Consider the following 26,306-nt stretch of genomic DNA (forward strand, 5'->3'; position numbering starts at 1 on the left):
GCGGTATTTGGAGCTGATCATTTGTATCCGGACGGGGATGCGGCCACTGAAGAGGAAACGGTTCGGCGACGCCGGGAGACACGGCGGCGACGGTGCGTAAGCCCACCCGTGCGGCGCAACGTCACGCGCGATGCGCCGACACGCCCCGGCCAATCGCCGCACATCCCTTCCCAGCGGCAGGTGTGACGCGCGACACTCTCAGGCGCACGAACGTCGCCACGTCGTCATCCAGGGCCGGCTCCGTGCCGTGTCCGACGGAAGTTCCGGCGGAAGTGAGGTCACGTCATGTCCGTGCACGACGACCTGTCATCGATCCAACGCAGTCTCGACGACCTGTCCCGGTCGGTGTCCCGGCTGGAACAGCAGCTGGGCAGCGGCGGCCTGGAGGTCCGCCGGATCCGCACCGACGCCGACCATCTGCGCGAAAGCGTCGCGCTGCTGCGGGCGGTGTCGGCCGCGCCCGACGCGCCCAGGCGTCCGGACCTCGTCACGATTTCCGACACGCCGTACGACGGCTCGCTGTGGACGGACTCGGACGACGAGGGCCTCGGCGCCCGCGACCGCCGCGCCCCCTGAACCCGATCCGTCGCGCCCTTCGAGCCCGACCCTCCCGACCCGACCCACCGGAGTCGCCCAGTGGCCACTGGTACGGAACCGCCAGCCACCGAACCCCATCCCCGAGGCGCCGGCGTCCACACCCCGACGCGCGCCGCCATCCGCGCCCCGCACCTGCGCACCGACCGCTGGTGGCTGGCACCGGCCGCCACCGCCGCCGGCCTGCTGGCCTTCGTCGTCTACTCGACCTGGCGGGCCTTCGCGAACGCGGACTACTACGCGGCCCCGTACGTCTCGCCCTTCTACTCCCCGTGTCTGGCGGAGAACTGCGAGCCGATGCGCGGCGGGCCGAACTGGGAGGTCTTCGGCACCTGGTGGGGCCTCTCCCCTGCGATCATCATCCTGATCTTCCCGCTCGGCTTCCGCCTGACCTGCTACTACTACCGCAAGGCCTACTACCGGGGCTTCTGGGCATCCCCGCCGGCCTGCGCCGTGGCCGAGCCGCACAAGAAGTACACCGGCGAGACCCGCTTCCCGCTCGTCCTGCAGAACATCCACCGGTACTTCTTCTACGCGGCGCTGCTGGTCGCGCTCATCCTCACCTACGACACGGTGCTCGCCTTCCGCGACGAGGACTACGCGTGGGGCCACATGGGCCTGGGCACGCTGGTGTTCCTGGCCAACATCGTGCTGATCTGGGCGTACACCCTCTCCTGCCATTCCTGTCGGCACATCGTCGGCGGCAAGCTCAAGCACTTCTCCCGGCACCCCGTGCGGTACCGGATGTGGCAGTGGGTCGGGAAGCTCAACGCCCGCCACATGCAGCTGGCCTGGGCGTCGCTGGTGAGCGTCGCGCTCGCCGACTTCTACGTGTATCTCGTCGCTTCCGGTGCCTTCGACGATCCGAGGTTGTTCTGATGTCCGTGGTCGACCGGCAGGAATGGGACGTCGTCGTGGTGGGCGCGGGCGGCGCCGGGCTGCGCGCCGCCGTCGAGGCCCGCGAGCGGGGCGCCCGTACGGCCGTGATCTGCAAGTCGCTGTTCGGCAAGGCGCACACCGTGATGGCCGAGGGCGGCATCGCGGCCGCCATGGGCAACGCCAACTCCGGCGACAACTGGCAGGTCCACTTCCGCGACACCATGCGCGGCGGCAAGTTCCTCAACCAGTGGCGGATGGCCGAGCTGCACGCCCAGGAGGCCCCGCAGCGGGTGTGGGAGCTGGAGACCTGGGGCGCGCTGTTCGACCGTACGAAGGACGGCAGGATCTCGCAGCGCAACTTCGGCGGCCACGAGTACCCGCGCCTCGCGCACGTGGGCGACCGTACGGGCCTGGAACTGATCCGCACCCTCCAGCAGAAGATCGTCTCGCTCCAGCAGCAGGACTTCCGGGAGAGCGGGGACTACGAGTCCCACCTGAAGGTCTTCCAGGAGTGCACGGTCACCCGCGTGCTCAAGGAGGACGGCCAGGTCTCCGGCGTCTTCGGCTACGAGCGGGAGACCGGCCGCTTCTTCGTCCTGGAGGCGCCCTCGGTGGTGATCGCCACGGGCGGCATCGGCAAGTCCTTCAAGGTGACGTCGAACTCGTGGGAGTACACCGGGGACGGCCACGCGCTGGCGCTGCTGGCCGGGGCGCCGCTGCTGAACATGGAGTTCGTGCAGTTCCACCCGACGGGCATGGTCTGGCCGCCGTCGGTGAAGGGCATCCTCGTCACCGAGTCGGTGCGCGGCGACGGCGGGGTGCTCAGGAACTCCGAGGGCAAGCGGTTCATGTTCGACTACGTCCCCGACGTCTTCAAGGACAAGTACGCGGTGACGGAGGAGGAGGGCGACCGCTGGTACGACGACCCGGACCACAACCGGCGGCCTCCGGAGCTGCTCCCCCGGGACGAGGTCGCGCGCGCGATCAACGCCGAGGTGAAGGAGGGCCGGGGCTCCCCGCACGGCGGTGTCTTCCTGGACGTCTCGACCCGGATGCCCGCCGAGGCGATCCAGCGCCGGCTGCCCTCGATGTACCACCAGTTCAAGGAGCTGGCCGATGTCGACATCACGGCCGAGCCGATGGAGGTCGGGCCCACCTGCCACTACGTGATGGGCGGCATCGCCGTCGACTCCGACACGGCCGCCGCGCGCGGGGTGCCGGGGCTGTACGCGGCCGGTGAGGTGGCCGGCGGCATGCACGGCTCCAACCGGCTCGGCGGCAACTCGCTGTCCGACCTGCTGGTCTTCGGGCGTCGGGCGGGCTGGCACGCGGCCGAGTACGCGGCGGGTCGGGCGCCGGGAGCACGGCCCCGGGTGGACGACGCCCAGGTCGACGCCGCCGCCGCGGAGGCGCTGCGGCCGTTCTCCGCCGAAGCGGGGGCGCCGGAGCCGTCCGACGGCCCCCCGGAGAACCCGTACACCCTCCACCAGGAGCTCCAGCAGACGATGAACGACCTGGTGGGCATCATCCGCCGCGAGCCGGAGATGAAGCGGGCCCTGGAGAAGCTCGGGGAGCTGCGGGCACGGGCCCGGCGGGCCGGCGTGGAGGGGCACCGGCAGTTCAATCCGGGCTGGCACCTCGCCCTGGACCTCCGCAACATGCTGCTGGTCAGCGAGTGCGTGGCGCGGGCCGCGCTGGAACGCACCGAGTCGCGCGGCGGGCACACCCGGGAGGACCATCCGTCCATGGACCGCCGGTGGCGCCCCGCCAACCTGCTGTGCTCCCTGACCGACCCGACGGGCGTCCTCGCGGCGGCCGACCCGGAGAGCGGTCAGATCACTTTGGAGCGGACGGCCACCGAGGCCGTCCGGCCCGACCTGCTCGCGCTCTTCGAGAAGGACGAGCTGGTCAAGTACCTCGCCGAGGAGGAGCTGTCCTGATGAGCAGCGGCTACGAGGCCCGCTTCAAGGTGTGGCGGGGCGACGTCGAGGGCGGCGGTCTGGAGGACTTCCGCGTCGAGGTGAACGAGGGCGAGGTGGTCCTCGACATCATCCACCGCCTCCAGGCCACCCAGGCCCCCGACCTCGCCGTGCGCTGGAACTGCAAGGCGGGCAAGTGCGGTTCCTGCTCCGCGGAGATCAACGGACGGCCGCGGCTGCTGTGCATGACCCGGATGTCCGTCTTCACCCCCGAGGAGACGATCACCGTCACGCCCCTGCGGGCCTTCCCGGTCGTCCGCGACCTGGTGACGGACGTCGGCTTCAACTACACCAAGGCACGCGAGGTTCCGGCCTTCGTCCCGCCCGCCGAGCTGGGGCCCGGCGAGTACCGGATGACGCAGGAGGACGTGGACCGCTCGCAGGAGTTCCGCAAGTGCATCGAGTGCTTCCTGTGCCAGGACACCTGCCATGTCGTCCGTGACCACGAGGAGAACAAGCCGGCCTTCGCGGGCCCGCGCTTCCTCATGCGCGTCGCCGAACTGGACATGCACCCGCTGGACGCGGCCGGCGACACCGGCCTGGACCGGGGACGCACGGCCCAGGACGAGCACGGCCTCGGCTACTGCAACATCACCAAGTGCTGCACGGAGGTCTGCCCGGAAGGAATCAAGATCACGGACAACGCGCTGATCCCGCTGAAGGAACGGGCCGTGGACCGCAAGTACGACCCGTTGGTGTGGCTGGGATCGAAGATCAGGCGCCGGTCCTGACGGTCACGCCCGGCTCAGCGGACCCACCCCTCGCGGTATTCGTCCCAGTTCGTCTCCGTGGCCGCGAAGTCGATGTACGGGGCGACGCCGAAGAGTTCGCGGTCGGCGTCCGTCCGGGAGAGGCCGAGGCGGACGCCCCGGACGGCGGCTTCGACGGTCTCGGCGTGGCCCCAGTGGTCGAAGTTGCTCTCGTAGTAGAAGGGCAGGCCCATCAGCAGGTGGGTGGTGGGCGGGGTGACCTCCAGGGCGAGGGAGGTCTGCTGGGCCACATAGCCGCCGTAGGTGCCCTCCAGCGGCTGCGCGGTGTCGTACGTCATCACGGCGATCTGGTCGACGCGGCGGGCGACCTGGCCGAAGAACTCCTGTGACCACCACTTGGGGTTCTCGGTGAAGACGCCGAAGACGGAGTGGAGGGCCGGGAGCGGGTCGATCTGGTGGGCGGCCACGGACAGCCGCGCGTCGCGGGCCCGGGTCGTCTCGCGCAGGTCGTCCAGGAGGGACAGGTAGTCCCGGTCGCCGGAGTGCAGGGGCTCCAGGTCGAGGTGGACGCCGTCGTAGCCGACGTCCAGGACCTGGCCGGCGCTGCGGACGACGGCGGCGCGGGTGACGGCGCGGTCCAGGTGCATGCCGTCGGGGCCCTCGTTGGCGAGTACATCGCCGAGGAAGGCCTGGACGCGGACACCGGGCAGCTCACGGTGCACGGCGTCGATCAGCCAGCGGGCCTTGGGGTAGAGGGACTCGGGCAGGGTGCCGTCGTGCTCCATCGGTCCGGTGTGGACGTACAGGTCGCGGATGCCGGTGGTCCTGACGCGGCGGGCGAAGGCGGCGAGGTCGGCGTCGTCCTTGCGGCCGTCGACCCAGGCGTGGCCGAGCCACATCGCGTCGCGGTTCCTGGTGTAGGTGCCGTCGGCGGGGTCGCCCATGTAGTTGACGCGCAGGGCGGTCTCGGCGGTGAGGAGGGGGAGGAGCAGGACGACGAGGACGGTGAGGATGGTGCGGCGGATGCGGCGGACCCGTCTCTTCCTTCTCGTACGGGCGTCCTCGCCGTCGGTGGCCGACGGGTCAGTGGTCGTCGGGGCAGTGGCCGACGGGGCGTCGGTGGCCGACGGGGCGTCGGTGGCCGACGGGGCGTCGGTGGCTACGGGGTCGGTGGCCGCCGGGCCGTCCACCGACGGGTCGGTGGCCACCGGATCGGTGGTTCTCGGGTCCGTGCTCGGTTCCGTGTGGTCCACGGCGTTCCCCTCCCTGTGGCCCGTCCCCGGTCGCGGTGGCCGGTTCACGCGCATACGCTTCGAACGTGTTGTCGGCGTGGACGACTCGAACCGGCGTTCCGGTTGCGGTCGGGAGCGCGGTGCCGTGATCTCCTCCGACCTGGTGCCGCCCCTGGTCACGGCCGGGGCGGCCCTGCTTCTGGCCGGATACGGCCGTGTGCGCCGCACCCGGCGCGCCCGGACCCGTACGACCCCGGGCCGCCCCGGAGCCGGAAGGTGACACCGGGGTGCCCGCCGGAACTCGTCAGAACAGGCTCAGCAACGCCTCCGCCGGGTCCGCCAGCTGGGTGTCGGCGCCCGGCAGGGGCAGCTCGAACCAGACCGTCTTGCCGCGCGGCGTACGGCGTGAGCCCCAGGCCGCGCTGAGCAGGCCGACCAGTTGCAGGCCCCGGCCGCCCTCGTCGGTGTCGCGGGCACGGCGCCGGCGGGGCTGGATCAGACCGGAGTCCCAGACCTCGCAGACCAGGGTGCGGTCGAGTAGGAGGCGGAGTCTGATCTCTCCCTCGCCGTACCTCAGGGCATTGGTGACCAGCTCGCTGACGAGCAGTTCCGTCGTGTCGACCAGCGGTTCCAGGTCCCAGTCGAGCAACTGGTCGCGGGCCAGCTCACGGGCCCGGCCGACGCTGCGCGGCTCGCGCGGCAGCGTCCAGTCGCCGACGGACTCGCTGGGCAGGCCCTGGACACGGGCCATCAGCAGGGCGATGTCGTCCTCGGCATGGTGGCTGTCGAGGGTGTCGAGGACCTGGTCGCAGACGTCCTCGAGGGGGCGCGTGGAGTCCGTGAGCGCGCCCACGAAGGACTGGAGGCCCTCGTCCAGGGGGTGGTCGCGGCTTTCGACCAGTCCGTCCGTGTAGAGGGCGAGCAGGGCGCCTTCGGGCAGTTCGACCTCCACCTCCTCGAAGGGCTCTCCGCCGACGCCGAGCGGCAGACCCGGCGGCACGTCCAGCATCAGCGCGGACTCGCCGGGCTCGACCAGGACGGGTGGCAGGTGGCCCGCGTTGGCGAAGGTGCAGCGCCTGGTCACCGCGTCGTAGACGGCGTAGACGCAGGTCGCCAGGTAGACCTCGGAGAGGTCCGCCTCGCGGGGGCGACGGGCGGCACGGGTCGCCTGCTGGACGCCGCCGGGGGCGCCGAGGCCGCGGGCGATCTCGTCCAGCTGGGCGAGCACCTCGGCCGGTTCGAGGTCGAGCCCGGCCAGGGTGCGGACGGCCGTACGGAGTTCACCCATGGCGACGGCGGCCCGCAGGCCTCGGCCCATGACGTCGCCGACGACCAAGGCGGTGCGGTGTCCAGGCAGTTCGATGACGTCGAACCAGTCGCCACCGACCTCGCTGGGCCGGCCGGTGGCCGCGTTGCCCGGCAGGTAGCGGCAGGCGATGTCGAGGCCGGATGCCTCGGGGTCACCGGGCGGGAGCAGGGAGCGCTGCAGTATCAGCGCGCGTTCGTGCTCGCGCCGGTAGAGGCGGGCGTTGTCGATGCAGACGGCGGCGCGCGCGGCCAGTTCCACTGCGAGGTCGCGATCGCGGTCGCCGAACGGTTCGCTGCCCTTGGCGCGGGCGAACTGCGCGAGCCCGACGACCGTGTCGTGGGCGACCATCGGCACGGCGAGCGTGGACTGCACGAGGCCGCCGTCCTCGGCGGGGACGGCGCGCGGACGGCCGGTACGCAGGGCGTCGGCGCAGGGTGAGTTGAACGGGTAGTGGTGGACGGCGCCCAGCCGGACCCGCTCGCCGGTGCCGTGGAACGGCACGTCGGAGACGGCGCTGGAGAAGGCGACGCGGCGCAGTTCCGCGCTGCCGTCGGCGAGTCCGGGCGGGGTCTCGTCGCCGACCAGCAGACCCTGGTAGAGGTCGACGGTGGCCAGGTCGCAGAAGCCGGGGACGACGACGTCGAGGAGTTCGCGGGCGGTGGTCTCCAGGTCGAGGGAGTTGCCGATGCGGGCGCCCGCCTCGTTGAGGAGGGCGAGATTGCGCCGGGCCGAGGCGGCCTCACGGGCGGCCTCACGGCGGGCGGTGATGTCGGTGCCGAGCCAGGAGATGCCGATGGGCCGACCGGAACCGCTGTGCACGCGGTAGAGGTTGACGGACCAGTGGCGGCGCTCGTCGGAGTTCGGCGCGAAGCCCGTGACGTGCATGTCGGTGATGGAGTCGCCGGTCTCCAGCACCCGGCGCAGGGTCGCGGAGACCCGGTCGGCCTCGACGCGCGGCAGGTAGTCGTGGACACCCTTGCCCCGGTGGTCGTCGGGCGTGCCGCCGAAGACCGAGGCGAACCGCTCGTTGGCGCGACGCACCCTGAGGTCGCGGTCGATCAGCAGGAAGCCGAACGGAGACTGGCCGAATATGGCCTGTGAGGCGGCGAGGTCGGTCTCGATGCTGCGCAGGACGCGGACGTCGACGACGATGCAGACGGCGGCCTTCTCCCCGTCCTCCGTGCGGGTCGGCATGACGTAGACCTCGGCGAGCCCGCGCTGTCCGCGCCGGCGCCGCTCGCCGTCGGCGTCGTCGTCCGGCACCCGGAAGGGGACCACGCCGGTCCACTCCCGTCCGTCCAGGATCTCGGCCATCTTGCGCTGGCCCCGTTCCCGCAGGTCGGGGTCGATGAAGGCCTCGATGGGGTCGGTGCCCACGGCGCGCTCGGCCCGGATGCCGAGCAGTTGCTCCGCGCGCAGGCTCCACTGGTCGACGAGCCCGTCGGGGCCGATGGAGAAGGACGCGACCTTGACATAGTCGTAGATGGAGCCGGGCGGGCTGCTCTGCCACACCGCGTCAGCGAACGGCGCGTCGTCCGACGCACCGTCCGACGGGCCCTCGGGCTCCGAGGCCCTCGCTGGTATCTCGCTCACGCGAACCGTCCCCTCCAGCTCACCGCGTCCGGCACCGGTCACCGGGGGCGGCTGCCCGCAGTATCCAGCACTACGGCGCCGCACGACACGGTGTTCACGATCACAGCACGGTCCCGATGCTTTTCGGTCCGGACCGTGACAACACTTCCAGTCTTCTAACCAGCGGACACGGCATCGAATCACGTAGTTCGACAACTGCCACTGGCCTGAACCAGTTGATCGACGTGAGCGGTGTTCATATCAGGACATGTCGGCACGACGGAGCGGTGCACCGCCGGTCACCCGGTCATACCGGCACCGCGAGTTCGAACCACACCGTCTTACCCACCTCTCCGGGCCGGCTTCCCCAACGGCTCGCGGAGGAGGCCACCAGCTGCAGACCCCTCCCGTCCTCGTCACCGGGGCGGGCGACGCGCTCGCGGGGCGGGTCCGGAAGCGGGTCGGAGACCTCCACCAGCAGGACGCCGCCAGACCCGGACGGGCGGCGCACCAGGCGGACGCCGATGGGGCCCGTGGCGTGCCGGAGGGCATTGGTCACCAACTCGCTGACCAGCAGGGCTGCGATGTCTCCGACACTGTCGAGGCCCCACCCGCGCAGCGTGCGGCGGACGAGGGAGCGAGCGGTCCGCACGGGCATCCGGTGCCGCGGGGAAGACCCATTCGGCACAGCCGCCTTCGCTGTCGATCACGCCGATCACTTCCCCGGCCGACGATCCCCCGCCCACGCCTGGTTTGGTGGGGATAATGGGGGCATACCCGATATGGGAGTCCGGGTACCGCTCGGAGGGGCGCACTGTGGCACCAACGGCGTACGGGGCGCTCACGCCGGTTCGCTCACGCGCCCGGCGCGTCCCTCGCTTCCAGCCCCAGGTGCGTGAGCGCCCGCTCGACGGCCGGCACGTCCTGGTCGAGCCACGGTACGTCCCAGATCTCGGCGGGGGTGAGCCAGCGCAGGGCGTCGTGGTCCTCGAGGGGCTCGGGGGCGGCGGAGCCGGGGAGCAGTCGTGCTGTCCACACGTGCAGGACGAACGGGGTTCTCAGCGGCCACTGTCCCGGGACCCGCTCACCGGGCTCGGCCGTCACGCCCAGTTCCTCACGCAGTTCACGCACGAGCGCCGCCTCGGGCGCCTCGCCCGCCTCGACCTTTCCGCCGGGCAGCTCCCAGCGTCCGGCCAGCTCGGCCGGTGCGCTGCGGCGTGCGGCGAGCAGCCGTCCGGCGTCGACCAGGGCGGCACCCACCACGATCCGTTCCTTCATGCACCGGAGCCTACGGCCCTCCCGTGCCGGTGAGCGGCATCGACCGGCCTGTCCGGTGAGCGGCATCGGCAGGCGGGGGCCTGCCGGGGCGGTCAGTCCGCCGGGCCCGTTCCGTTCGGGCCGAGTTTCTCGATCCAGTAGAGCTGCTTGTGGCCGCGACCGTCGAGGTTGTCCGCGATCCGCTGGGCCTCGGCCCGGGTCGCGTACCTGCCCACGCGGTAGCGATTGCCGTTGTCGTCCTGCCGGAAGACCAGCCAGGGAAGAGTGACCGTACCGTCGTTCATCGCGCCCCTCCGCTTCCCGTCCACGGCCCGCGCCGCACCCCGCGCGCTAAGGAAACCCCGATCCGCATATGCCCGACCCTACGCCTAACCTTCACGCAGCGAATACGGCTTTGCACAAAGAGGTACGCAACCAGCCAGAACGCAGGGGGCGCACGATACGGAACGCGCCGCCCCGCACACCGACGCCGGCGATCGGAGGCATGCCGGGGAGCACGGGGGACGACCTGCGGGAACGACCCGGTCACGGCGCCGCGCGAAGGGCGGCGCGGCGAACGGACACCAGTGCGAGCGCGGGAAAAGGGCGCGTGGGGCGCGCGGAAGGCGTGCGCCATCTCACACCACGGAGGGTCGGCTGAACTGCCCCGGCGGCGCCGCTACTTGACGGGCAGGTGGTACGCCACCCGGTACCGGTCGGCCGGAACGACCACGTCGGCCGTCTCGACCGCCCGGCCCGAGGCGTAGAAGGTGCGCTGGATGTCCAGGACCACGTGCCCCGGGACGCCGCCCAGGGCGAGCAGCTCATCGGCGAGGCCGGGGCGGGCGCCGACCTCCTCGGTGACGTTGTCGACGACCACGTCGATGGCGGCCATCCGCTCGACGACACCCATGCCGCCGAGCGGCCCCTCCTCGGGCAGCATCACCGGCGTGCGGCCGGTGACGTCCAGCGGCTCCCAGGAGGTGGAGAGCATCATGGCCTCGCCGCCGTCCCGGAAGACGTACCGCGTGCACATCACCCGGTCGCCGGGCTTGATCCCGAGTCGCTCGGCGACGGAGCCGCTCGCCTCGGCCTGTTCACTGCGCGACTCCCACGTGCCGCGCGCCTCGCCGTCGGCCTGCTCCTGCCGGAAGGGGGTGGCACCGCCGTCCGGCCGGAAGCCCGAGCGGGCGATACGCCGGGGCACGGGCCGCTCGCGCACATACGTCCCGGATCCGGAGCGGCCCTCGACCAGTCCCTCGGCCATCAGCACCTTGCGCGCCTCCAGGGCGACGGTGTCCGAGACGCCGTACTCCTGGCGGATCCGCGCCTGGGACGGGAGGCGGGTGTGGGGCGGCAGCAGGCCGTCGGTGATCTTCTTACGGAGATCACCCGCGACACGCAGATACGCCGGCTGCTCACCGAATGTCACTGGCCGCTCCCATCAGCTTGTACAGACAGCAACAGCGTGGCAACCGTAGGTTGTACCAGGCAAGCGAAGGCCAGAGAATCACTCAATGTGATGACTCAGTCTCCAGGAGGCTTCACGCAGGCACTTTCTCCCCGCTGCGGCCGCTGTCACTCCTCCTTGCCGGGTGTCTGTCCCGCGCCGCCGCCGTTCTCCTCGTGGACGGGCGGCGTCGCGGGCGGACCCAGAGCCTCGCGCGCGGTGACCGCCCTCTCGGAGTCCATGAGCCCGTACCCGAGCTGGTGGGCGTCCAGCGCCGTCTCGTCGTCGCACGGGGAGCCGGTCGGCGTGCCCCGCTCGTCCGTGTCGCCGAACAGGCAGGTGATCTCCCGGTCGCCGCGCCGGCCCTGTGAGGTCGGTGTCAGGTAGTACACGTCGACGCCGGCGGGCAGCGCCCGGGCGTCCATCGCACAGTCGTCGTGGAGCGCGTAGCGACGGTCGTCGGCGAGTCCGGGTGATCACGTCGTCTCCGGGGAAGGCTCCGCCCGGCAGTACGAAAGGGGCGAAGACCTCGCCGTCGTGCTCCTCCCCGCGGGGCACCTCGTCGACGTCGTGGCATCTACCGCTCGGCGAGGAGGGGACGGCGCCCGGACGGGTGCTGAGGGCGGTGATCGGCGTACTCGCGTCACTGCTTCCACAGCGCCCGAAGCGCCGCGTTGACGACGTAGACGCCACCGAAGGCCGCCGCCCAGCCCTGGCTCCCCGAGGCGGCCAGGGCAGCGGCACCGGTGCCGAACCACAGCACCTCCAGGACGACCCGCCCACCCCCGTGCACCGCGTACTTCGCCCGTGGCGAGCCGAACAGCGCCCACGCGGTGATCATCACGGCCGGAGCGCCCAGCCCCAGGGCCCACTCGACCGGCCACCCGTCGCCGGCGGTGAACCCCCAGAGCACCACCGCCGCGTACACCGCGAGTTCCAGCAGGAACATCACCAGCATGTTGAGGGCCTTCAGGGACGAGAGCATGACGGACTCCTGGCCTCGGTGAGTGGGGGGCGAGGACGAGTATCGCCCGCTCCAGCACCAGCCGGTCCGACAACCCACGTTTCTCACGGGGCTTTCGCGGCGCGGCGAGGGGGCCGGCACGCCTCGTCCTCGCGGCGGGCCGGGTCACCGACCCGGCCCGCCGCGAGGACGAGAACGTCTGTCTACCGGAGAAGACCGGCCGCCGAGACTTCGTCAGAACTGGAGAGCCCAGGCGTCCACCCGCCCGGTGTCCCACGACGCGTTGTCGCTGACCCGCAGCTTCCACGTGCCGTTCGCGGACTCCGAGGAGGCGTTGACGGTGTACGTGGTGTCGATGTTGTTGGCGCTGCCGCCGGTTCCGTACGGCTTCAGCGTGTACGCCGTGCCGTCCGGGGCGACCAACTGGACCCGGAGGTCGCCGATGTAGCTGTGGACGATGCCCACCTCGACGGCCAGGGAGGAGGGCGCGTTGCCCTGGACGCCGGAGACGGTCACCGGGGACTCGACGGTGGCGTTGTCCCGGATGGTGTAGTCGCCGGTGTTCTCGAAGCGGTCGCCGGGCGGTTCGGGCGTCGTGCCGCCCTCGCCCACGTTCAGCAGGCGGTTGGGCGAGCCGCTGCCCGGGTTCGAGACGACGCCGCTGACCGCACCGGACGTCAGTGCGGAGGCGACCTGGGCCGGAGTGGCCGAGGGGTTGTCGGCCAGGTGGAGGGCGGCGGCCCCGGCGACGTGCGGGCTCGCCATGGACGTACCGGAGATGGTGTTGGTGGCCGAGTCTCCGGAGTTCCAGGCCGAGGTGATGGACGAGCCGGGTGCGAAGATGTCCAGGACCGAGCCGTAGTTGGAGTAGCTCGCGCGGGCGTCGCTCGACGTGGTGGCGCCGACCGTGACCGCCTCCGTCACCCGGGCGGGGGACTTGGTGGAGGCGTTGGTGGACTCGTTGCCGGCCGCGACGACGAAGGTGACGCCCGAGGCGATGGCGTTACGGACGGCCGCGTCCAGGGCACTGTCGGCGCCACCGCCGAGGGACATGTTGGCGACGGCCGGCTTGACCGCGTTGCGGGCGACCCAGTCGATGCCGGCGACGACCTGCGCGGTGGTGCCGGAGCCGGAGTTGTCGAGCACCCGGACGCCGACGACGTCCGTCTGCTTGGCGACGCCGTACGCGCCGCCCGCGACGGTGCCGGCGACGTGGGTGCCGTGGCCGTGGCCGTCCTGGGCGGTGTTGTCGTCGTCGATGGCGTCGTAGCCGTAGGAGGCGCGGCCACCGAAGTCGTTGTGGGTGATGCGGACGCCGGTGTCGATGACGTACGCCGTCACGCCCTGCCCGGCGCTGTCCGGGTAGGTGTACGAGTCGTCCAGCGGGAGGTTCTGCTGGTCGATGCGGTCCAGGCCCCAGGAGGGCGGGTTGGGCTGAGTGCCGGTGACGTGGAAGGTGCGGTCCTGGACGACGGAGGCGACGGCCGGGTCGGCGGCGAGTCGTTTCGCCTCGGTCTCGGAGGCCTCGACCGCGTAGCCGTTGAGGGCCTTGGTGTAGGTGCGCTCGATGTCGGCGCCGTGGCGCTCGGCCACGGCGCGGCCCTCGGCCGAACCGGACTTCGCCTCGTCCGCCTTGAGGGTCACGATGTAGCTGCCGGCGACCGCGTTGGCCGCGTCCTGGTACTGGACGCGGCCCTCCGCGGCGGCCGGGGCGGCGCCCGCGGGGAGCGCCGAGACGAGGCTCGCGGCGAGGGCCGCGGTGGCCGCGGCACTGACGGCGGCCAGTCTTCGCCGGGTGGTGCGGTGGGGGTGCTGACGCAGCACTGCCATGTGAGGGGTCCTCCTCAGTCGGTGGTGCGTGGTGGGGTTCGTGCACGCCGAGCAGGCCGCCTCCGACGACGACCACGGGTCATGGTCATGTCAATCTGGGGCGACTTTTTTGTGCGTCAGCCGAAAGATTGAGGCTTCCAGAGGAATAACACAAGGGCCTTGCACGCATGTGCGGACCCTTGTGCCGTTTGAGCGGCCCGCCGGCCCCGCCTGCTTCCCGACCGGTCGTCCAGTCGTCGAGGGCCATGGCCCGGGCGCGCTTCTCCACGCCCCGACATCCTCGTGGACCTGGTCGAGGTGGCCGGGAATCGCCCCCACGCGTCGTTGCCGAGCGGCAGGCGCAGCGGGGTGCGCGGCGGGGTGCGCTCGGCGGCCGGAGCGTCGAGGACAGGCCGCCATCCCGACTGTTCCGTCCTGCCCGACACACCCCGCCTCACGTCGGACCTTTACCTCTCCTTTAGGGTGCATGGCATGCGCATTTCCAGAATCGCTCCCGTTGTCGTGGCCGCAGCTCTTCTTACGGCGGGATGTGGTTCCGAGGGGGACTCGAACCAGCGGAGCTCGGCCGGCGACGGCTCGTCGCGGGAACAGCACAAGCCCGTGGACCAGTTGCTCGCCGTCGAACTGACCGGCCCGCAGTCCGGCGTCGTCGATTCCAGCGACGGCCTGAAGACGCCGGAGCCGGACAGCGGCGCGGAGTTCACGGAGAAGGTCGAGCACAAGCTCCGCAAGGACCTCCTGCGGGCCGCCAAGGTGAACGGCGAGACCACCGCCGACTGCCCCGACGGCGTCACCCTGAAGGCGTCCGCGACCAGCGCGTGCACGGCCACGTACGAGGGCGTGGAGATCCCCTTCGAGGTGACGGTCAGCGACTCCTACAAGGAGGGCAGCTTCCTGATCCAGTACAACGCCGAGCAGCAGAAGGACCTCCTCGTCGCCAAGCGCGTCTACCACGAGTTCTGGGAGCAGCGCGGCGCGGACGGCGGCGGCGGGTACGAGCAGAAGGTGTCCTGCGACGAGATCCCGGCCGTGCAGGCCGTCAACCGGGCCACCGACACCGGCCACCGGTGCCAGGTGTGGCACGAGCTCGGCGGCAAGGACGGCGCCGGCCGAGTGAGCGCCTTCGCCGTGTGGATGGGCACCTACGGGCCCGACTTCAAGCCCCTCGGCAACTGACCCGACAGGCCCGCCGGGTCCTGGCCCCGCTCACTCGGCCGCCGCCGCCAGCCTGTCGTCCGCCGTCCCCAGACGCGCCTGTTCCTCCTCGACGATCCGGCGCGCCAGCTCGGTGTCCGACACGTCGACGGCGTCCGGGGAGGCTTCCGCCACGGCGCTGCGGCGGGCGTAGGCGTCGAAGAGGCGCGTCTTGGCCTCCAGCATCCTCACCAGACGTTCGTCCACTCCCCCGGTGGCGAGTAGGCGATAGACGCGAACCGGCCTGACCTGGCCCATACGGTGGGCCCGGGCCACCGCCTGGTGTTCGGTGGTCGGTTTGACCTGGGGTTCGCAGATGACGACGACGGAGGCGGCCTGCATGTTGAGGCCGACGCCCGCTGCCTGGATCTGCGCCAGGAGCACCGCGGGGCCGGCCACTCCGGCGAAGTCGTCGACGATCTGCTGCCGCCGGCCGGCCGGGACACTCCCGGTGAGCGGACCGAACACCGGGACGCCGTCGGTGGTCTCGGTGCTTTCGATGCTTTCGGTGGGCTCGGTGCTTTCGGTGCTTTGGGTGGCGAGAGCGCGCTCCACCACGCCCAGTACGTCCTTGAAGTGGGAGAAGACCACCGACTTCTGCCCGTTCTCACCGGCCTCCCGGACGATCTCCCGGAGCCGGCCCAGCTTGGCCGATTTCTCGGGACGTGTGTACGCGGCCCTGCGCATCGCCATGAAGTTGCCCGCGCGCACGGCTTCGCGGTAGGCCTCCTCGTCAGACGCGCTCAGCTCCTCCCACTCGTCGGTCCGCTGGAGACTCGGGAGTTCCGTCAGTACGTCCTCCTGGTTGCGCCGCAGATAGACGGGGGCCACGGCGTTGCGGAACGCGACCGATCCGGCCAACGCGTCGCGTTCGCCCAGGGAGTTCGCGATGTCGCCGTCGAGCATGCGGACCAGGTTGCGGAACTCCCCGACCCTGTTCTCCATCGGAGTTCCGGTCATGAAGAGGGTGCGCCCGCTGCTCTCCGCCCACAGGGCGACCGCCTGGGACCGCTTGGCCTTCGGGTTCTTGACCGAGTGCGCTTCGTCGACGACCAGCAGTGCGATCTCCCCGGCGCCCGGCGCGGGAAAGCCGCGCAGCGCGTCGAACGTGGTCACCGCCACCCCTCCCCGCTCCTTCCAGTCGGCGAACGCGTCATGGCGGTCGGGTCCGTGGAGTACCCGGACGCGCAGGGTGCTGCGGGCCTCGATCTCCCGGGTCCAGTTCACAAGGACGCTCGCCGGGCAGACGACCACGAAACTGCTCTGTCCCTCGGTGGCCAGGTGGGCCAGCACGGCGATCGCCTGGATCGTCTTTCCGAGACCCATCTCGTCGCCGAGGATCACCTTGCGCTGCGCGAGCGCGAACCGCGCCCCAAAGGCCTGATAACCGCGCAGGGAGACCCGGCGGTGCGTGTCGTCGAGGTGCTGGGCCCGTACCCGCTCGGCGATCCCGTCCGGCAGGAAGCCCTCGGCGGCGGCCGCGTCCGGCAGCCGCCGGGAGATCTCGGCGAGCAGGCTGTAGTAGTCGGCGGACCGGAGTTCGAAGTCCACCAGGCCGCGACGTCGGGCGAGGGCCCTCTGAGCAGGTCCACCGACGTCTGGGCGAGCAGCGCGGGCAGGCCCGCCCGCTCCGCCTCGTCCACCACCGACCGGATCCCCGCTACCGCCGCCAAGGCACGGGCCTTCTTCTCCTGGCCCGCCAGAAGCATCCGGAACCGCCCGGCGGCGGGCCTGGCCTGGTCGATCAGGGCACCGAGCCGTTCCGACACGACGACGGCCCTGTCGACCGCACCGGACACCCCCGGGCCGGCCTCCACCAGTACGTGCAGGGCCGCGACGAGCGCGGTGGTCCCCGGCTCCGGCCGGTCCACGTCGATGCGGACGGCCACGGTCTCGTGCACGGCCTCGGACAGCCGGCGGGCGGCGGCGAGCAGCTGGTCGACGGTACGCTGCCCGACACCGGGGATCTGCCGCAACCGGTAGGGCCCTGCCTCGAGAACACCGCCCACCGTGCGCAGCCCGCTCTTCTCGACGCTCCCCAGCCTCAGCCGCCCTTCGGTGACGTCGTGCAGCCGGGCGACCGGGATGGCGTCGAGCTCGTGTTTCACCATCGTGTCGTGGATCGGCTTCAGCGCCGCCCGTACCGCCTCCACCGCCCTCCCGTGGTCGCCGGCCACCGCCCGCGCCGCCTCGTACAGTCGCGTTCCCCTCGCGACCGTGTCCCGCTCGCCCCGCCCCACAGTTCCCGCCCCTCCATCGCGCTGTACCGGCATCCTCCCACCGGCCACACGGGGCGCCGCCGTCGCGATTCCGGCCGCCCGTCGCCGGGTGCGGGAACCGGCCGATGGGGACGGCGGCCGTCAGCCGCCGGCACCATGGCCGTCCGGTGCGGTCCCCGCCCGGGCCCCGTGTCGCACCCGGCCCTGATCAGCAGGCTCCCGTTGACATGCGTTGGCCTCCGACGGCCGTTCACGGGTTTCCTGCGGACTGTCTGCGGACTGACCTACGGGGTCTCGACGGAGTCGAGGTGCCTGCGCAGCTCCGCCGCGATCTCTTCCTCCCCACCCTCGGCCGACACCGGCCGCGGGTCCTGCTCGCCGTTCGCCACAGCAAGGCTGCTCGCGAACCAGACGAGGCGCGGTGGGGGCACAACGGAGAGTTCACACTGCGGGCGTTGGACGCCGGCCACACCCGCGTCCAGGTCCGGCTCGACTACGACCCGGACGCAGTCCGGGAGACCTTCGGCGGCCCGAAGGTCTTCGCCCAGTCCGACGCGATCGCCCAGACCGTCCGGGACGACCTTGAGCGATTGAAGGGTCTGGTCGAAAGGTGACCCCCTGGGCCCGGCCGACGGGGCGGCCCGCGTCAACGGCATGAGGGGTTTGACTCAATGAGCCGGGCCCCTCCAGTGTGCGGCGCGGCCAGACGTCGAAGCGCAACAGACCGCCAATCTGCGCTCGCCAGCCCCCACGCAGAGCCTTGCTACCGCTGGCAGGATCCGCACCATGAGCAAGTAGCAGGAAGCACTCGATGAGCCTGCCCGAAGACCTCGCCGAGGCCGCACGCGCCCACGTCGGGCCCGGCGGCCTCTCCGCCCATGCCGCGAAGCCGAACCCAGAGGCTGACCGGTGCACCCGGACCACAAAACGACATCGCCATCGCCATCAAGATGGTATCGTTTTGCGTAGTACACCTCCCGGAGGGGGAATCAAACCATGGCTCGGACAGTCATCGATCTCGACGAGGACATGGTCGCCGAGGCTATGCGCATCTTCGGCACCAAGACCAAGGCGAAGGCCGTGCGACTGGCCATGGAGGACGCCGTCAAGCGCCACCTGCGCCAAGAGTTCTTCGACGCCATGGACTCAGGCGAGCTCGACTTCAGCGAGATCATCGAGAACACCGGCCCCCGCAACGCCGACGGCTCCCTCAAGCGCACAGGCGGCCAGGCCGCCTGATGCAAGACCGCTACCTCATCGACAAGTCCGCCCTCGCTCGATGGTCGAAACCCCCGGTAAAAGACGCACTCCAGCCGCTGCACGAGCGCTACCTGCTAGCCGTGTGCCAGCCCACCGAATACGAAATGGCGCACTCCGCCCGAACCACCGCAGAAGCGCTCCGCATCAGCACCTGGCTCCACGCATTCGACTACCTCACCTGTGACGACGACACCTTCACCCGTGCCCTGGAGACCCAGCGCCACGCCCTCAACGCCGGCTTCCACCGCGCTCTGTCCCTCCCCGATCTACTCATCGCCGCCACCGCAGAACTGCACCGGCTGACCGTCCTCCACTACGACGGCGACTTCGACATGATCGCCTCCATCACCGGACAGCCGACCCAATGGGTGGTACCCCCGGGCAACGCCGACCACTGAGCTGATTCCATCTGATGGTTGCCAGTGGGGCCGGCGCGGGGTGGCATTCCCCTCATGGTCGAACCGTTCTGCGGACTGTTGCGGACAGCAGAACGACCCGACCCGCGTCCTCGCAGGTCAGGCCGTCTCTGGGTGCGCGATCAGACGTTGAAGCGGAACTCCACGACGAGGCTCTGACCTGCGGAAATGCAGGCGCATCCCAGCACCATCCCAGCACGGGAGCCGCGACAAAGTACAAGAAGATCCAATGGCGCCGAGACTACGCCGCCGGATACGGGCCGCGCAGCATCTCACCCGATGTAATAGTTCCTGTACTAGACTGACCCCTATGAAGTCACCCCGCCCCGGCAGCACGGAGAACATCTCCGTCTCGATGCCCTCGGAACTCCTCGGTGCCCTGCGGACCCGCACCGGCAAGCGCGGCGTGTCCGCGTACGTGACCGCGGCGGTCCGGCATCAACTCGCGATGGACGGCCTCGCCGAGATCGTGGCCGCCTACGAAGCTGAGCACGAACCGCTGAGCGAATCCGAGATCCAGGCCGCGCAGTACGAACTGTTCGGTGACGCACCGGCGCCGTACGCGTCGAACGACAGCGCCGCATGAAGGAGCCCGCGGCCAGGTCCCTGGTTCTGGACTCCCAGGCACTGTCGCTGCTGCTGCGTGACGACCGCCAGATGGTCACCCGGATCGAGGCCGCACGGCGCGTAGGCGTGTCCGTCCTCGTGTCAGCCCTGACGGTGGTGGAGGCCGTCTACGGGAAGACGGACACCGCCCGGCTGCGCTGGCTTCTCTCCCGTCTTCAGGTCCAGGACGTCACCCAGGCGGACAGCCTCACCGCGGTGCAGTTGCTGGCCGACGCCGGTGGCCTGCACGGCCACAAGTACGCCATCGACGCCCTCGTCGCCGCGATGGCGCTCCGCTCCCCGGCGCCCGTCCTGGTACTGACCTCGGACCGCGACGACTGGTCGAAATTGTGCGGCGACCGCGTACAGATCAAGGACGTGTGAGGGCGTCGCGCGTGTGCGCGATCACCTGCGGGTCATCCATGACCCGCTCTCAATCCTGCGGCGCAGGTCACGACGGAGGACGGCCATCCGGTCGCGCCGAAACGGCACGGGAAGCACCGCAACGAGCATGAGCACGTACAGCGCGCGCATCTGGTGCGGGTTGCGGCGCCAGCTGGTGCGCAGTTCATCGAAGGAGCGGTGCAGTCCTTCGGCTCCTGTCCGGTCGCCGACCGTCGACGTCGGGGCTCGCTCGCACGGCCCCGCGACCGCCACGAAGGCTCGGCAGGCGCACCGCGGGCACGCCATGCTGTTGTCATGACGCACTCCGGCCAGGACAACCCAGCAAGAATCACAGCGGTGACACGGCGCGATGTCTTCGACTTGCTACGCGCTGCGGAGGGCGGCTGGTGGGGACGCCTGGACGAAGTCGCCTTCCTGGGCAGCCTGTACGACCTGGACGCCCTGCCATCAACCGACTCGCGCCACACGACCGCCCGCACCGACATCATCCAGCACCGGTTCAACAACTACGACTGGGAGGACGATTGGGTTTTCGAGGACCCGCGGTTTGGGCTCCTCGATGGCCCGGACGATGTGCTGCTGGCATTCCTCTCACGGCTGGTACATCCCGAGGTACGCCCCGACGCCGACGAGGCGGCCAGGCGCGTCGATGAGCTCAACCGGCTTCTGGCAGCGGATGGCTGGGCGCTACGCCCCCGAGACTTCATGTCCGGGCGACCCGTCTATGCGCCGTTCCCAGAGAGCGCCGTCACTCGGCAATGCAGGGGCCGAAACCCAGCACGGGCGTTCCCATCCCATCCCGGCACAATCCCAGCACGGTACGGATGACCAGGGATGACGGCAGGTGACGAGGAGTCAGCTATCTCAGCACCATCCCAGCACGGGAGCCGCAAAGGGCCCGACCCCCGAAAGAGTCGGACCCTCTCTGAACTGCACGTTTGCCAGATCGGCGACGTAGTGATATGTCAGCCGCTACACGTTGAAGCGGAACTCCACCACGTCCCCGTCCTGCATCACGTAGTCCTTGCCCTCCATGCGGGCCTTGCCCTTGGCGCGGGCCTCGGCGACGGAGCCGGTGGCGACCAGGTCGTCGAAGGAGATGACCTCGGCCTTGATGAAGCCCTTCTGGAAGTCGGTGTGAATGACACCGGCGGCCTCGGGGGCGGTGGCGCCCTTCTTGATGGTCCAGGCGCGGGATTCCTTGGGGCCGGCGGTCAGGTAGGTCTGCAGACCCAGGGTGCGGAAGCCGACGTGGGCGAGGGTGGCGAGACCGGGCTCCTCCTGGCCGACGGACTGGAGGAGCTCCAGCGCCTCGTCCTCCTCCAGCTCGGCGAGATCCGCCTCCAGCTTGGCGTTGAGGAAGATCGCCTCCGCGGGGGCGACCAGGGCGCGCTGCTCGTTCTTGAAGTCCTCGTCGGTCAGCTCGTCCTCGTCGACGTTGAAGACGTAGAGGAAGGGCTTCGTGGTGAGGAGGTGCAGGTCGTGGAGGAGTTCTGCGCGCTCGCTGCCCTGGAGGATGCCGTGCGTGAAGAGCGTGTCGCCCTTCTCCAGGATCTCCTTGGCCTCCTCGACCACCTTGACCTTGGGCGCGATGTCCTTCTTGATCCGCGACTCCTTCTGGAGGCGGGGCAGGACCTTCTCGATGGTCTGGAGGTCGGCGAGGATCAGCTCGGTGTTGATCGTCTCGATGTCGTCCTTGGGCGAGACCTTGCCGTCGACATGGACGACGTTCTCGTCCTTGAAGGCGCGGATGACCTGGCAGATCGCGTCCGACTCGCGGATGTTGGCGAGGAACTTGTTGCCCAGGCCCTCGCCCTCGCTCGCGCCGCGCACGATGCCCGCGATGTCGACGAAGTCGACCGTCGCCGGGAGGACCTTGTCCGAGGAGAAGATCTCGGCCAGCTTCCCCAGGCGGGGGTCGGGGACGCCCACGACGCCGACATTGGGCTCGATCGTGGCGAACGGGTAGTTGGCCGCGAGCACGTCGTTCTTGGTCAGGGCGTTGAACAGGGTCGACTTGCCGACATTCGGCAGACCGACGATTCCGATCGTGAGCGACACGTTGCGACTTCCCGTACGTGAGGATGCGGAGGGGTGGGGCGGGCCAGACAGGGCCGATCCACCAGTCTACGGGGTGGCGGATACCGTGCCCGCGCGGTGTCGAACGCTTGGCCAAGCTGTGCCCGACGGCGTGTCTGTCGGGCTATTCGGCACATAAACCGACCTAAGTTGGTCCAGTGGAGGAACACAGGACGCGACCTGCGCAGGACGGACCGCGACGAGGCCGGGCGCCGCTGCCCCCACAGGGGCGTGGAGCGGACGGCGGCGGCGCCGCCGTGCTCGGGCAGCCTGCCGCGCAACCGGTCAAGCGGCCCGTCGGGCAACCGGTCGGCCCGCCCGTCGCACAGGGCGCGGTCGGCGGACCGCCCCGGCCGGTCGCGGGGCCGCCGGCACCTCGGTCCGGGCCTCCGGCGCCTCGGTCCGGGCCGCCGGCGGTGCGGGCCGGGCCTTTGGTCGTGCGGGTCGTGCGCGTCCTGCGGGGGCTGCCCGGTCTGCAGCTGACCGGGTTGGGAAGTGGCCTGTTCTGCGCGGCCGTGATGCTGGTACTCGGCTTCCTCGATCAACTGCTGTTCGGCGCGTCCCTGACGGTGTACGGCCTGCTGTTCCTGCCGGTGAGCCTGCTCACCGCGCTCTGGATGCGCGGAGGAGACCTGCTGACCGCCCCCGTGGTCGTGCCGATCGCCTTCGCCGTGGGCCTGGTGACCGTGGCCGAGGGCGGCGAGGGGATGGAAGGATGGCTGATGGGTCTGGTGACCACCCTCGCCACCGAGGCGGGCTGGCTGTACGGCGGGACCCTGGTCGCGGGATCGACCGTGATCGTCCGGAGGATCCGGCTGCTGCGCCGCCGGGCCGACGCCGTCGCCGCCCGAGACCGTCCGCCGGTGTGACGGCGCCGCAAACCCCCCGCCGGTGTGACAGCCCGGTTCAGCCCCCGGCAGGCCGGCCGGCCGCCTGGGACGCTCGCATCGCCGCGCCCACGATCCCCGCGTTGTTCTGGAGCCGGGCGGGGACGATCTCCGCCTGGATGCCCTCGATGCAGTGCAGGAACTTGTGCGCCTTGCGGCTGACCCCGCCGCCGATGACGAACAGGCCGGGTGAGAACAGCATCTCGACGTGGGCGAGGTAGCGCTGCACGCGGTGGGCCCACTGCTCCCAGGACAGGTCGTGGTCGTCCTTGACCTTGCTGGAGGCGCGCGTCTCCGCGTCGTGGCCGTCCAGCTCCAGGTGGCCCAGCTCGCTGTTGGGGACGAGGACGCCGTCCGTGAAGACGGCGCTGCCGATGCCGGTGCCGAAGGTGAGCAGGACGACCGTGCCCCTGCGGTCGCGGCCGGCACCGAAGCGCATCTCGGCGACACCCGCCGCGTCCGCGTCGTTGACGACCGTCACGTCGAGCCCGCCCAGCCGCTCGCTGAACAGGGCACGCGCGTCCGTGTCGATCCAGCTCCTGTCGACGTTGGCCGCGGTGCGGACCGTGGCACCGCCCGTGACCACGCCCGGGAAGGTGAGCCCGACCGGTCCGGTCCAGCCGAAGTGCTCGACGACCTGCCGCACGCCGTCGGCCACACCGTCGGGGGTCGCCGGGTGCGGGGTCAGTACCTTGCAGCGCTCCTGGGCCAGGTCGCCCCTGTCGAGGTCCACAGGGGCGCCCTTGATCCCGGATCCGCCGATGTCCACGCCGAAGATCTGCATGGAACCACGTTACGGCCTGCGACCGACGGTCACGCCCCGGGCGTACCCGAGCCGCCACGCTCCGCCACCAGGGACACCGCCTCCTCGCGCAGGTCGCGGCGGAGCTCCTTGGGCAGCGAGAAGATGATCGACTCCTCGGCGGCCTTGACGATCTCCACGTCCTCGAAGCCGCGCTGCGACAGCCACTCCAGGACCTGCTCGACCAGGATGTCCGGGACGGAGGCACCGGAGGTGACGCCGACCGTGGTGACGCCCTCCAGCCAGGCCTCGTCGATCTCGTCGGCGAAGTCCACCAGGTACGCGTCGCGGGCGCCGGCCTGCTTGGCGACCTCGACGAGGCGCACGGAGTTGGAGGAGTTGCGGGAGCCGACGACGATCACCAGGTCGGCCTCGGCGCCCATCTGCTTCACGGCGAGCTGGCGGTTCTGCGTGGCGTAGCAGATGTCGTCGCTCGGCGGGGAGATGAGCTGGGGGAACTTGTCCTTCAGCGCGTCGACGGTCTCCATGGTCTCGTCGACGGAGAGGGTGGTCTGGGAGAGCCAGACGACCTTCGACGGGTCGCGGACCTCGACCTTGGCGACGTCCTCGGGGCCGTCGACGAGCTGGATGTGGTCGGGCGCCTCACCGGAGGTGCCGATGACCTCCTCGTGGCCCTCGTGGCCGATCAGGAGGATGTCGTAGTCGTCGTCGGCGAAGCGGACGGCCTCCTTGTGCACCTTGGTGACGAGCGGGCAGGTGGCGTCGATGGTGGCGAGCTTGCCGCGCTCGGCCTCCTCGTGGACGACGGGGGCCACGCCGTGCGCGGAGAACATCACGATGTTGCCCGGAGGGACCTCCTCCGTCTGCTCGACGAAGACGGCGCCCTTCTTCTCCAGGGTCTGGACGACGTACTTGTTGTGGACGATCTCGTGCCGGACGTAGACCGGAGCCCCGTACTGCTCCAGGGCTTTCTCGACGGCGATCACGGCGCGGTCCACACCCGCGCAGTAGCCACGGGGGGCGGCGAGCAGGACACGGCGGCCAGGCGAAGCAGTCATGCCACCCATCGTAAGGGTGCGTTCGGCGGGTCGGAGATCGCGTGGGTGCGGCGTTGCCGGAGAGACTGGCCAGGACGTTGACGGGGACGTTCCGAGGCACAGTCCGATGCGCTGGCGGAGGCACGATGTCCGATACCGGTACGGCGGCCCAGGGGGCCGGTGGCGAACACCAGGGAAACCAGCAGGACCAGGGAGACCGGGGAGACCGGGAACACCGGCTGAAGCGCAGCCTGGGCTTCAGGGACCTGGTCGTCTACGGGCTGCTGTTCATCGCGCCGATGGCGCCGGTCGGCGTGTTCGGCACGCTGGACGCCAAGTCGCACGGCGCGGTGGCGCTGGTGTACCTCCTCGCCACCGTCGCGATGGCGTTCACCGCGTTCAGCTACGCGCAGATGGTACGGGTGGTCCCCCAGGCGGGTTCGGTGTTCGCGTACGCGCGCGCGGGGCTCGGCAACGGGACGGGTTTCATCGCCGGCTGGATGGCGATGCTGGACTACGTCCTCATCCCCGCAGTGGCGTATCTCTTCTCCGGCATCGCGATGGAGGCGCTGGTTCCGGAGGTGTCCCGGTGGGTGTGGACGGCGATCGCGGTGGTCGTCACGACCCTGCTGAACCTGTGGGGGGTGCGTGCGGCGGCCCGGGTGGGCTTCCTGGTGCTCGCCATGGAGATCGTGGTCCTGCTGGTGTTCATGGTGGCCGCGGTCGTGGTCCTCGCGCGCGACGGGGCCGAGCGCGGCTGGCTCTCGCCGCTGACCGGGGACGGCACGCAGGGGGCGTTCGCGCTGTCGGCGGTGGTCGGCGCGGTGTCGGTGGCCGTGCTGTCGTACCTGGGCTTCGACGCGATCGCGAGCTTCGCGGAGGAGGTCACCGGGGGTTCGGCGAAGGTCGCGCGGGCGCTGCTGTTCTGCCTGGCGCTGGCGGGTGTGCTGTTCATCGCGCAGACGTATCTGGCGGCGCTGCTGGAGCCGGTGTCGTCGGCGCGGCTGGCGGCGGAGCCGGAGCGGCAGGGGGCGGCGTTCTACGACGCGGTGGACGCGTCCGTGGGGACGTGGCTGCACGACCTGGTGGCGGTGAGCAAGGCGATCGGCGCGGCGTTCGCGGCGCTGGCCGGGCAGGCGGCGGCCGGGCGGCTGCTGTTCGCGATGGGCCGCGACCGGCGGCTGCCGAAGGCGCTGTCGCGGACGTACTCCGGTGTGCCGCGTGTGGCACTGCTGGTCGCCGCGGTGATCACGATGGTGGCCGCGGTGTGGGCGGCGCGGCGGGACGACGGTCTCGACCATCTGGTCTCGGTGGTCGACGTCGGCGCGCTCACCGCGTTCACGCTGCTCCACGCGAGCGTGGTGGGCTGGTTCGCGATCCGGCGCGGCTCGGGCCCGGTCAGCTGGTGGCGGCATGTGCTGATCCCGGTGCTCGGTGCGGCGATCACGGTCGCGGTGATCGTGGAGGCGTCGAGGGCCGCTCAGGTGGTCGGGGCGATCTGGCTGGTGGTGGGGCTGGCGGTACTGGCGGTGCAGGCGCGCGGAAGGAGAGCGACGGAAGCGTGAGCCGCGTGAACGGCAGCGTGAGCCGCGTGAACGGCAGCGGACCGGAGCGGGCAGCCGACGGGAGCGGGGGCCATTCGGGGAACGGCAGCCCGCGGGAGC

The 26,306-nt window shown here is 70.8% G+C and carries 26 protein-coding genes and 2 pseudogenes; 14 read left to right on the plus strand and 14 right to left on the minus strand.

All coding sequences use genetic code 11. The annotated features are described in order from the left end of the window. The first annotated feature begins 285 nt into the window (after positions 1-285). From ABEA26_RS13245 to ABEA26_RS13260, 4 genes are read left to right on the plus strand one after another with little or no spacing between them, the layout of a single operon-like run. Entirely contained in the window at positions 286-576 is a 291-nt protein-coding gene (locus ABEA26_RS13245) for a hypothetical protein (protein ID WP_345592196.1), read from the plus strand. A 60-nt stretch (positions 577-636) separates the two neighbouring features. After that, positions 637-1,473, plus strand: a complete 837-nt coding sequence (locus tag ABEA26_RS13250; RefSeq protein ID WP_345592197.1) for a hypothetical protein — start codon at positions 637-639, stop codon at positions 1,471-1,473. Next, positions 1,473-3,413 (plus strand): fumarate reductase/succinate dehydrogenase flavoprotein subunit, encoded by a 1,941-nt coding sequence (locus ABEA26_RS13255; protein WP_345592198.1) that lies wholly within the window; start codon positions 1,473-1,475, stop codon positions 3,411-3,413. Before ABEA26_RS13250 ends, ABEA26_RS13255 begins: the two co-directional genes overlap by 1 nt. Continuing rightward, the gene (locus tag ABEA26_RS13260; protein WP_345592199.1) at positions 3,413-4,183 is read left to right on the plus strand and encodes a succinate dehydrogenase/fumarate reductase iron-sulfur subunit; all 771 of its coding nucleotides are present in this window, start codon (positions 3,413-3,415) and stop codon (positions 4,181-4,183) included. The genes ABEA26_RS13255 and ABEA26_RS13260 overlap by 1 nt, the downstream gene beginning before the upstream one ends. A gap of 14 nt (positions 4,184-4,197) precedes the next feature. On the opposite strand, the gene ABEA26_RS13265 is transcribed toward ABEA26_RS13260, so the two are convergent. Continuing rightward, entirely contained in the window at positions 4,198-5,415 is a 1,218-nt protein-coding gene (locus ABEA26_RS13265; RefSeq protein ID WP_345592200.1) for a glycoside hydrolase family 18 protein, read from the minus strand. 124 nt (positions 5,416-5,539) lie between these two features. Here ABEA26_RS13265 and ABEA26_RS13270 point away from each other — a divergent pair, with 124 nt between their 5' ends. Beyond that, entirely contained in the window at positions 5,540-5,674 is a 135-nt protein-coding gene (locus ABEA26_RS13270; RefSeq protein WP_345592202.1) for a hypothetical protein, read from the plus strand. A 24-nt stretch (positions 5,675-5,698) separates the two neighbouring features. On the opposite strand, the gene ABEA26_RS13275 is transcribed toward ABEA26_RS13270, so the two are convergent. From ABEA26_RS13275 to ABEA26_RS13310, 8 genes and pseudogenes are all read right to left on the minus strand, one after another. Then, positions 5,699-8,296, minus strand: a complete 2,598-nt coding sequence (locus tag ABEA26_RS13275) for a SpoIIE family protein phosphatase (protein ID WP_345592204.1) — start codon at positions 8,294-8,296, stop codon at positions 5,699-5,701. Positions 8,297-8,582: 286 nt separating this feature from the next. Continuing rightward, positions 8,583-8,994, minus strand: a pseudogene (locus tag ABEA26_RS13280) (ATP-binding protein). 136 nt (positions 8,995-9,130) lie between these two features. Next, complete coding sequence (locus ABEA26_RS13285; protein WP_345592206.1) at positions 9,131-9,553, minus strand: (deoxy)nucleoside triphosphate pyrophosphohydrolase; 423 nt, start codon at positions 9,551-9,553, stop codon at positions 9,131-9,133. 92 nt (positions 9,554-9,645) lie between these two features. Beyond that, positions 9,646-9,837 (minus strand): SPOR domain-containing protein, encoded by a 192-nt coding sequence (locus tag ABEA26_RS13290; RefSeq protein ID WP_345592207.1) that lies wholly within the window; start codon positions 9,835-9,837, stop codon positions 9,646-9,648. Positions 9,838-10,211: 374 nt separating this feature from the next. Further along, the gene (locus tag ABEA26_RS13295; protein WP_345592209.1) at positions 10,212-10,964 is read right to left on the minus strand and encodes a GntR family transcriptional regulator; all 753 of its coding nucleotides are present in this window, start codon (positions 10,962-10,964) and stop codon (positions 10,212-10,214) included. 146 nt (positions 10,965-11,110) lie between these two features. Beyond that, the gene (locus ABEA26_RS13300; protein WP_345592211.1) at positions 11,111-11,407 is read right to left on the minus strand and encodes a hypothetical protein; all 297 of its coding nucleotides are present in this window, start codon (positions 11,405-11,407) and stop codon (positions 11,111-11,113) included. Positions 11,408-11,625: 218 nt separating this feature from the next. Next, the gene (locus ABEA26_RS13305; protein ID WP_345592212.1) at positions 11,626-11,967 is read right to left on the minus strand and encodes a YrdB family protein; all 342 of its coding nucleotides are present in this window, start codon (positions 11,965-11,967) and stop codon (positions 11,626-11,628) included. 213 nt (positions 11,968-12,180) lie between these two features. Then, the gene (locus ABEA26_RS13310; protein WP_345592213.1) at positions 12,181-13,776 is read right to left on the minus strand and encodes a S8 family peptidase; all 1,596 of its coding nucleotides are present in this window, start codon (positions 13,774-13,776) and stop codon (positions 12,181-12,183) included. A 471-nt stretch (positions 13,777-14,247) separates the two neighbouring features. Between ABEA26_RS13310 and ABEA26_RS13315 the strand changes: the two genes are divergently transcribed. Then, on the plus strand, positions 14,248-14,952 hold the full coding sequence (locus ABEA26_RS13315; RefSeq protein ID WP_345592215.1) for a hypothetical protein: 705 nt from the start codon (positions 14,248-14,250) through the stop codon (positions 14,950-14,952). A 30-nt stretch (positions 14,953-14,982) separates the two neighbouring features. On the opposite strand, the pseudogene ABEA26_RS13320 reads toward ABEA26_RS13315, so the two are convergent. After that, positions 14,983-17,243 (minus strand): annotated as a pseudogene (locus ABEA26_RS13320) (DEAD/DEAH box helicase). Positions 17,244-17,473: 230 nt separating this feature from the next. Then, positions 17,474-17,620 carry a hypothetical protein gene (locus ABEA26_RS13325; protein WP_345592217.1) on the minus strand — a complete coding sequence of 49 codons (147 nt, stop codon included), beginning with the start codon at positions 17,618-17,620 and terminating at the stop codon, positions 17,474-17,476. Between the two features lie 24 nt (positions 17,621-17,644). Between ABEA26_RS13325 and ABEA26_RS13330 the strand changes: the two genes are divergently transcribed. From ABEA26_RS13330 to ABEA26_RS13355, 6 genes are all read left to right on the plus strand, one after another. After that, complete coding sequence (locus ABEA26_RS13330; protein WP_345592218.1) at positions 17,645-17,803, plus strand: SRPBCC family protein; 159 nt, start codon at positions 17,645-17,647, stop codon at positions 17,801-17,803. A gap of 382 nt (positions 17,804-18,185) precedes the next feature. Further along, positions 18,186-18,428, plus strand: a complete 243-nt coding sequence (locus ABEA26_RS13335; RefSeq protein ID WP_031144348.1) for a type II toxin-antitoxin system VapB family antitoxin — start codon at positions 18,186-18,188, stop codon at positions 18,426-18,428. Continuing rightward, positions 18,428-18,847, plus strand: a complete 420-nt coding sequence (locus ABEA26_RS13340; RefSeq protein ID WP_345592219.1) for a PIN domain nuclease — start codon at positions 18,428-18,430, stop codon at positions 18,845-18,847. The genes ABEA26_RS13335 and ABEA26_RS13340 overlap by 1 nt, the downstream gene beginning before the upstream one ends. Before the next feature lie 328 nt (positions 18,848-19,175). After that, on the plus strand, positions 19,176-19,451 hold the full coding sequence (locus ABEA26_RS13345; protein WP_345592220.1) for a hypothetical protein: 276 nt from the start codon (positions 19,176-19,178) through the stop codon (positions 19,449-19,451). Further along, positions 19,448-19,855: a PIN domain-containing protein gene (locus ABEA26_RS13350; RefSeq protein WP_345592222.1), complete on the plus strand. Its 408-nt coding sequence runs from the start codon at positions 19,448-19,450 to the stop codon at positions 19,853-19,855. The genes ABEA26_RS13345 and ABEA26_RS13350 overlap by 4 nt, the downstream gene beginning before the upstream one ends. 315 nt (positions 19,856-20,170) lie before the next feature. Continuing rightward, positions 20,171-20,704, plus strand: coding sequence for an AbiJ-related protein (locus ABEA26_RS13355; RefSeq protein ID WP_345592224.1), 534 nt, complete (start codon positions 20,171-20,173; stop codon positions 20,702-20,704). A 144-nt stretch (positions 20,705-20,848) separates the two neighbouring features. Here the strand turns inward: ABEA26_RS13355 and ychF are convergent, their stop codons facing one another. After that, the gene (gene ychF, locus ABEA26_RS13360) at positions 20,849-21,937 is read right to left on the minus strand and encodes a redox-regulated ATPase YchF (protein WP_279560031.1); all 1,089 of its coding nucleotides are present in this window, start codon (positions 21,935-21,937) and stop codon (positions 20,849-20,851) included. Between the two features lie 455 nt (positions 21,938-22,392). On the opposite strand from ychF, the gene ABEA26_RS13365 reads away from it, so the two are divergent. Continuing rightward, positions 22,393-22,824 (plus strand): DUF6542 domain-containing protein, encoded by a 432-nt coding sequence (locus ABEA26_RS13365; protein ID WP_345592226.1) that lies wholly within the window; start codon positions 22,393-22,395, stop codon positions 22,822-22,824. 37 nt (positions 22,825-22,861) lie between these two features. Here the strand turns inward: ABEA26_RS13365 and ppgK are convergent, their stop codons facing one another. Together ppgK and ABEA26_RS13375 are read right to left on the minus strand one after the other, a co-directional pair. Then, positions 22,862-23,626, minus strand: coding sequence for a polyphosphate--glucose phosphotransferase (gene ppgK, locus ABEA26_RS13370; RefSeq protein WP_345592228.1), 765 nt, complete (start codon positions 23,624-23,626; stop codon positions 22,862-22,864). Positions 23,627-23,655: 29 nt separating this feature from the next. Continuing rightward, entirely contained in the window at positions 23,656-24,672 is a 1,017-nt protein-coding gene (locus ABEA26_RS13375) for a 4-hydroxy-3-methylbut-2-enyl diphosphate reductase (protein ID WP_345592229.1), read from the minus strand. A gap of 116 nt (positions 24,673-24,788) precedes the next feature. Here ABEA26_RS13375 and ABEA26_RS13380 point away from each other — a divergent pair, with 116 nt between their 5' ends. After that, positions 24,789-26,207, plus strand: coding sequence for an APC family permease (locus ABEA26_RS13380; protein ID WP_345592230.1), 1,419 nt, complete (start codon positions 24,789-24,791; stop codon positions 26,205-26,207). Positions 26,208-26,306 lie beyond the last annotated feature (99 nt).

The sequence above is a fragment of the Streptomyces marokkonensis genome, assembly GCF_039539045.1.
Taxonomy (GTDB): Bacteria; Actinomycetota; Actinomycetes; order Streptomycetales; family Streptomycetaceae; genus Streptomyces; species Streptomyces marokkonensis.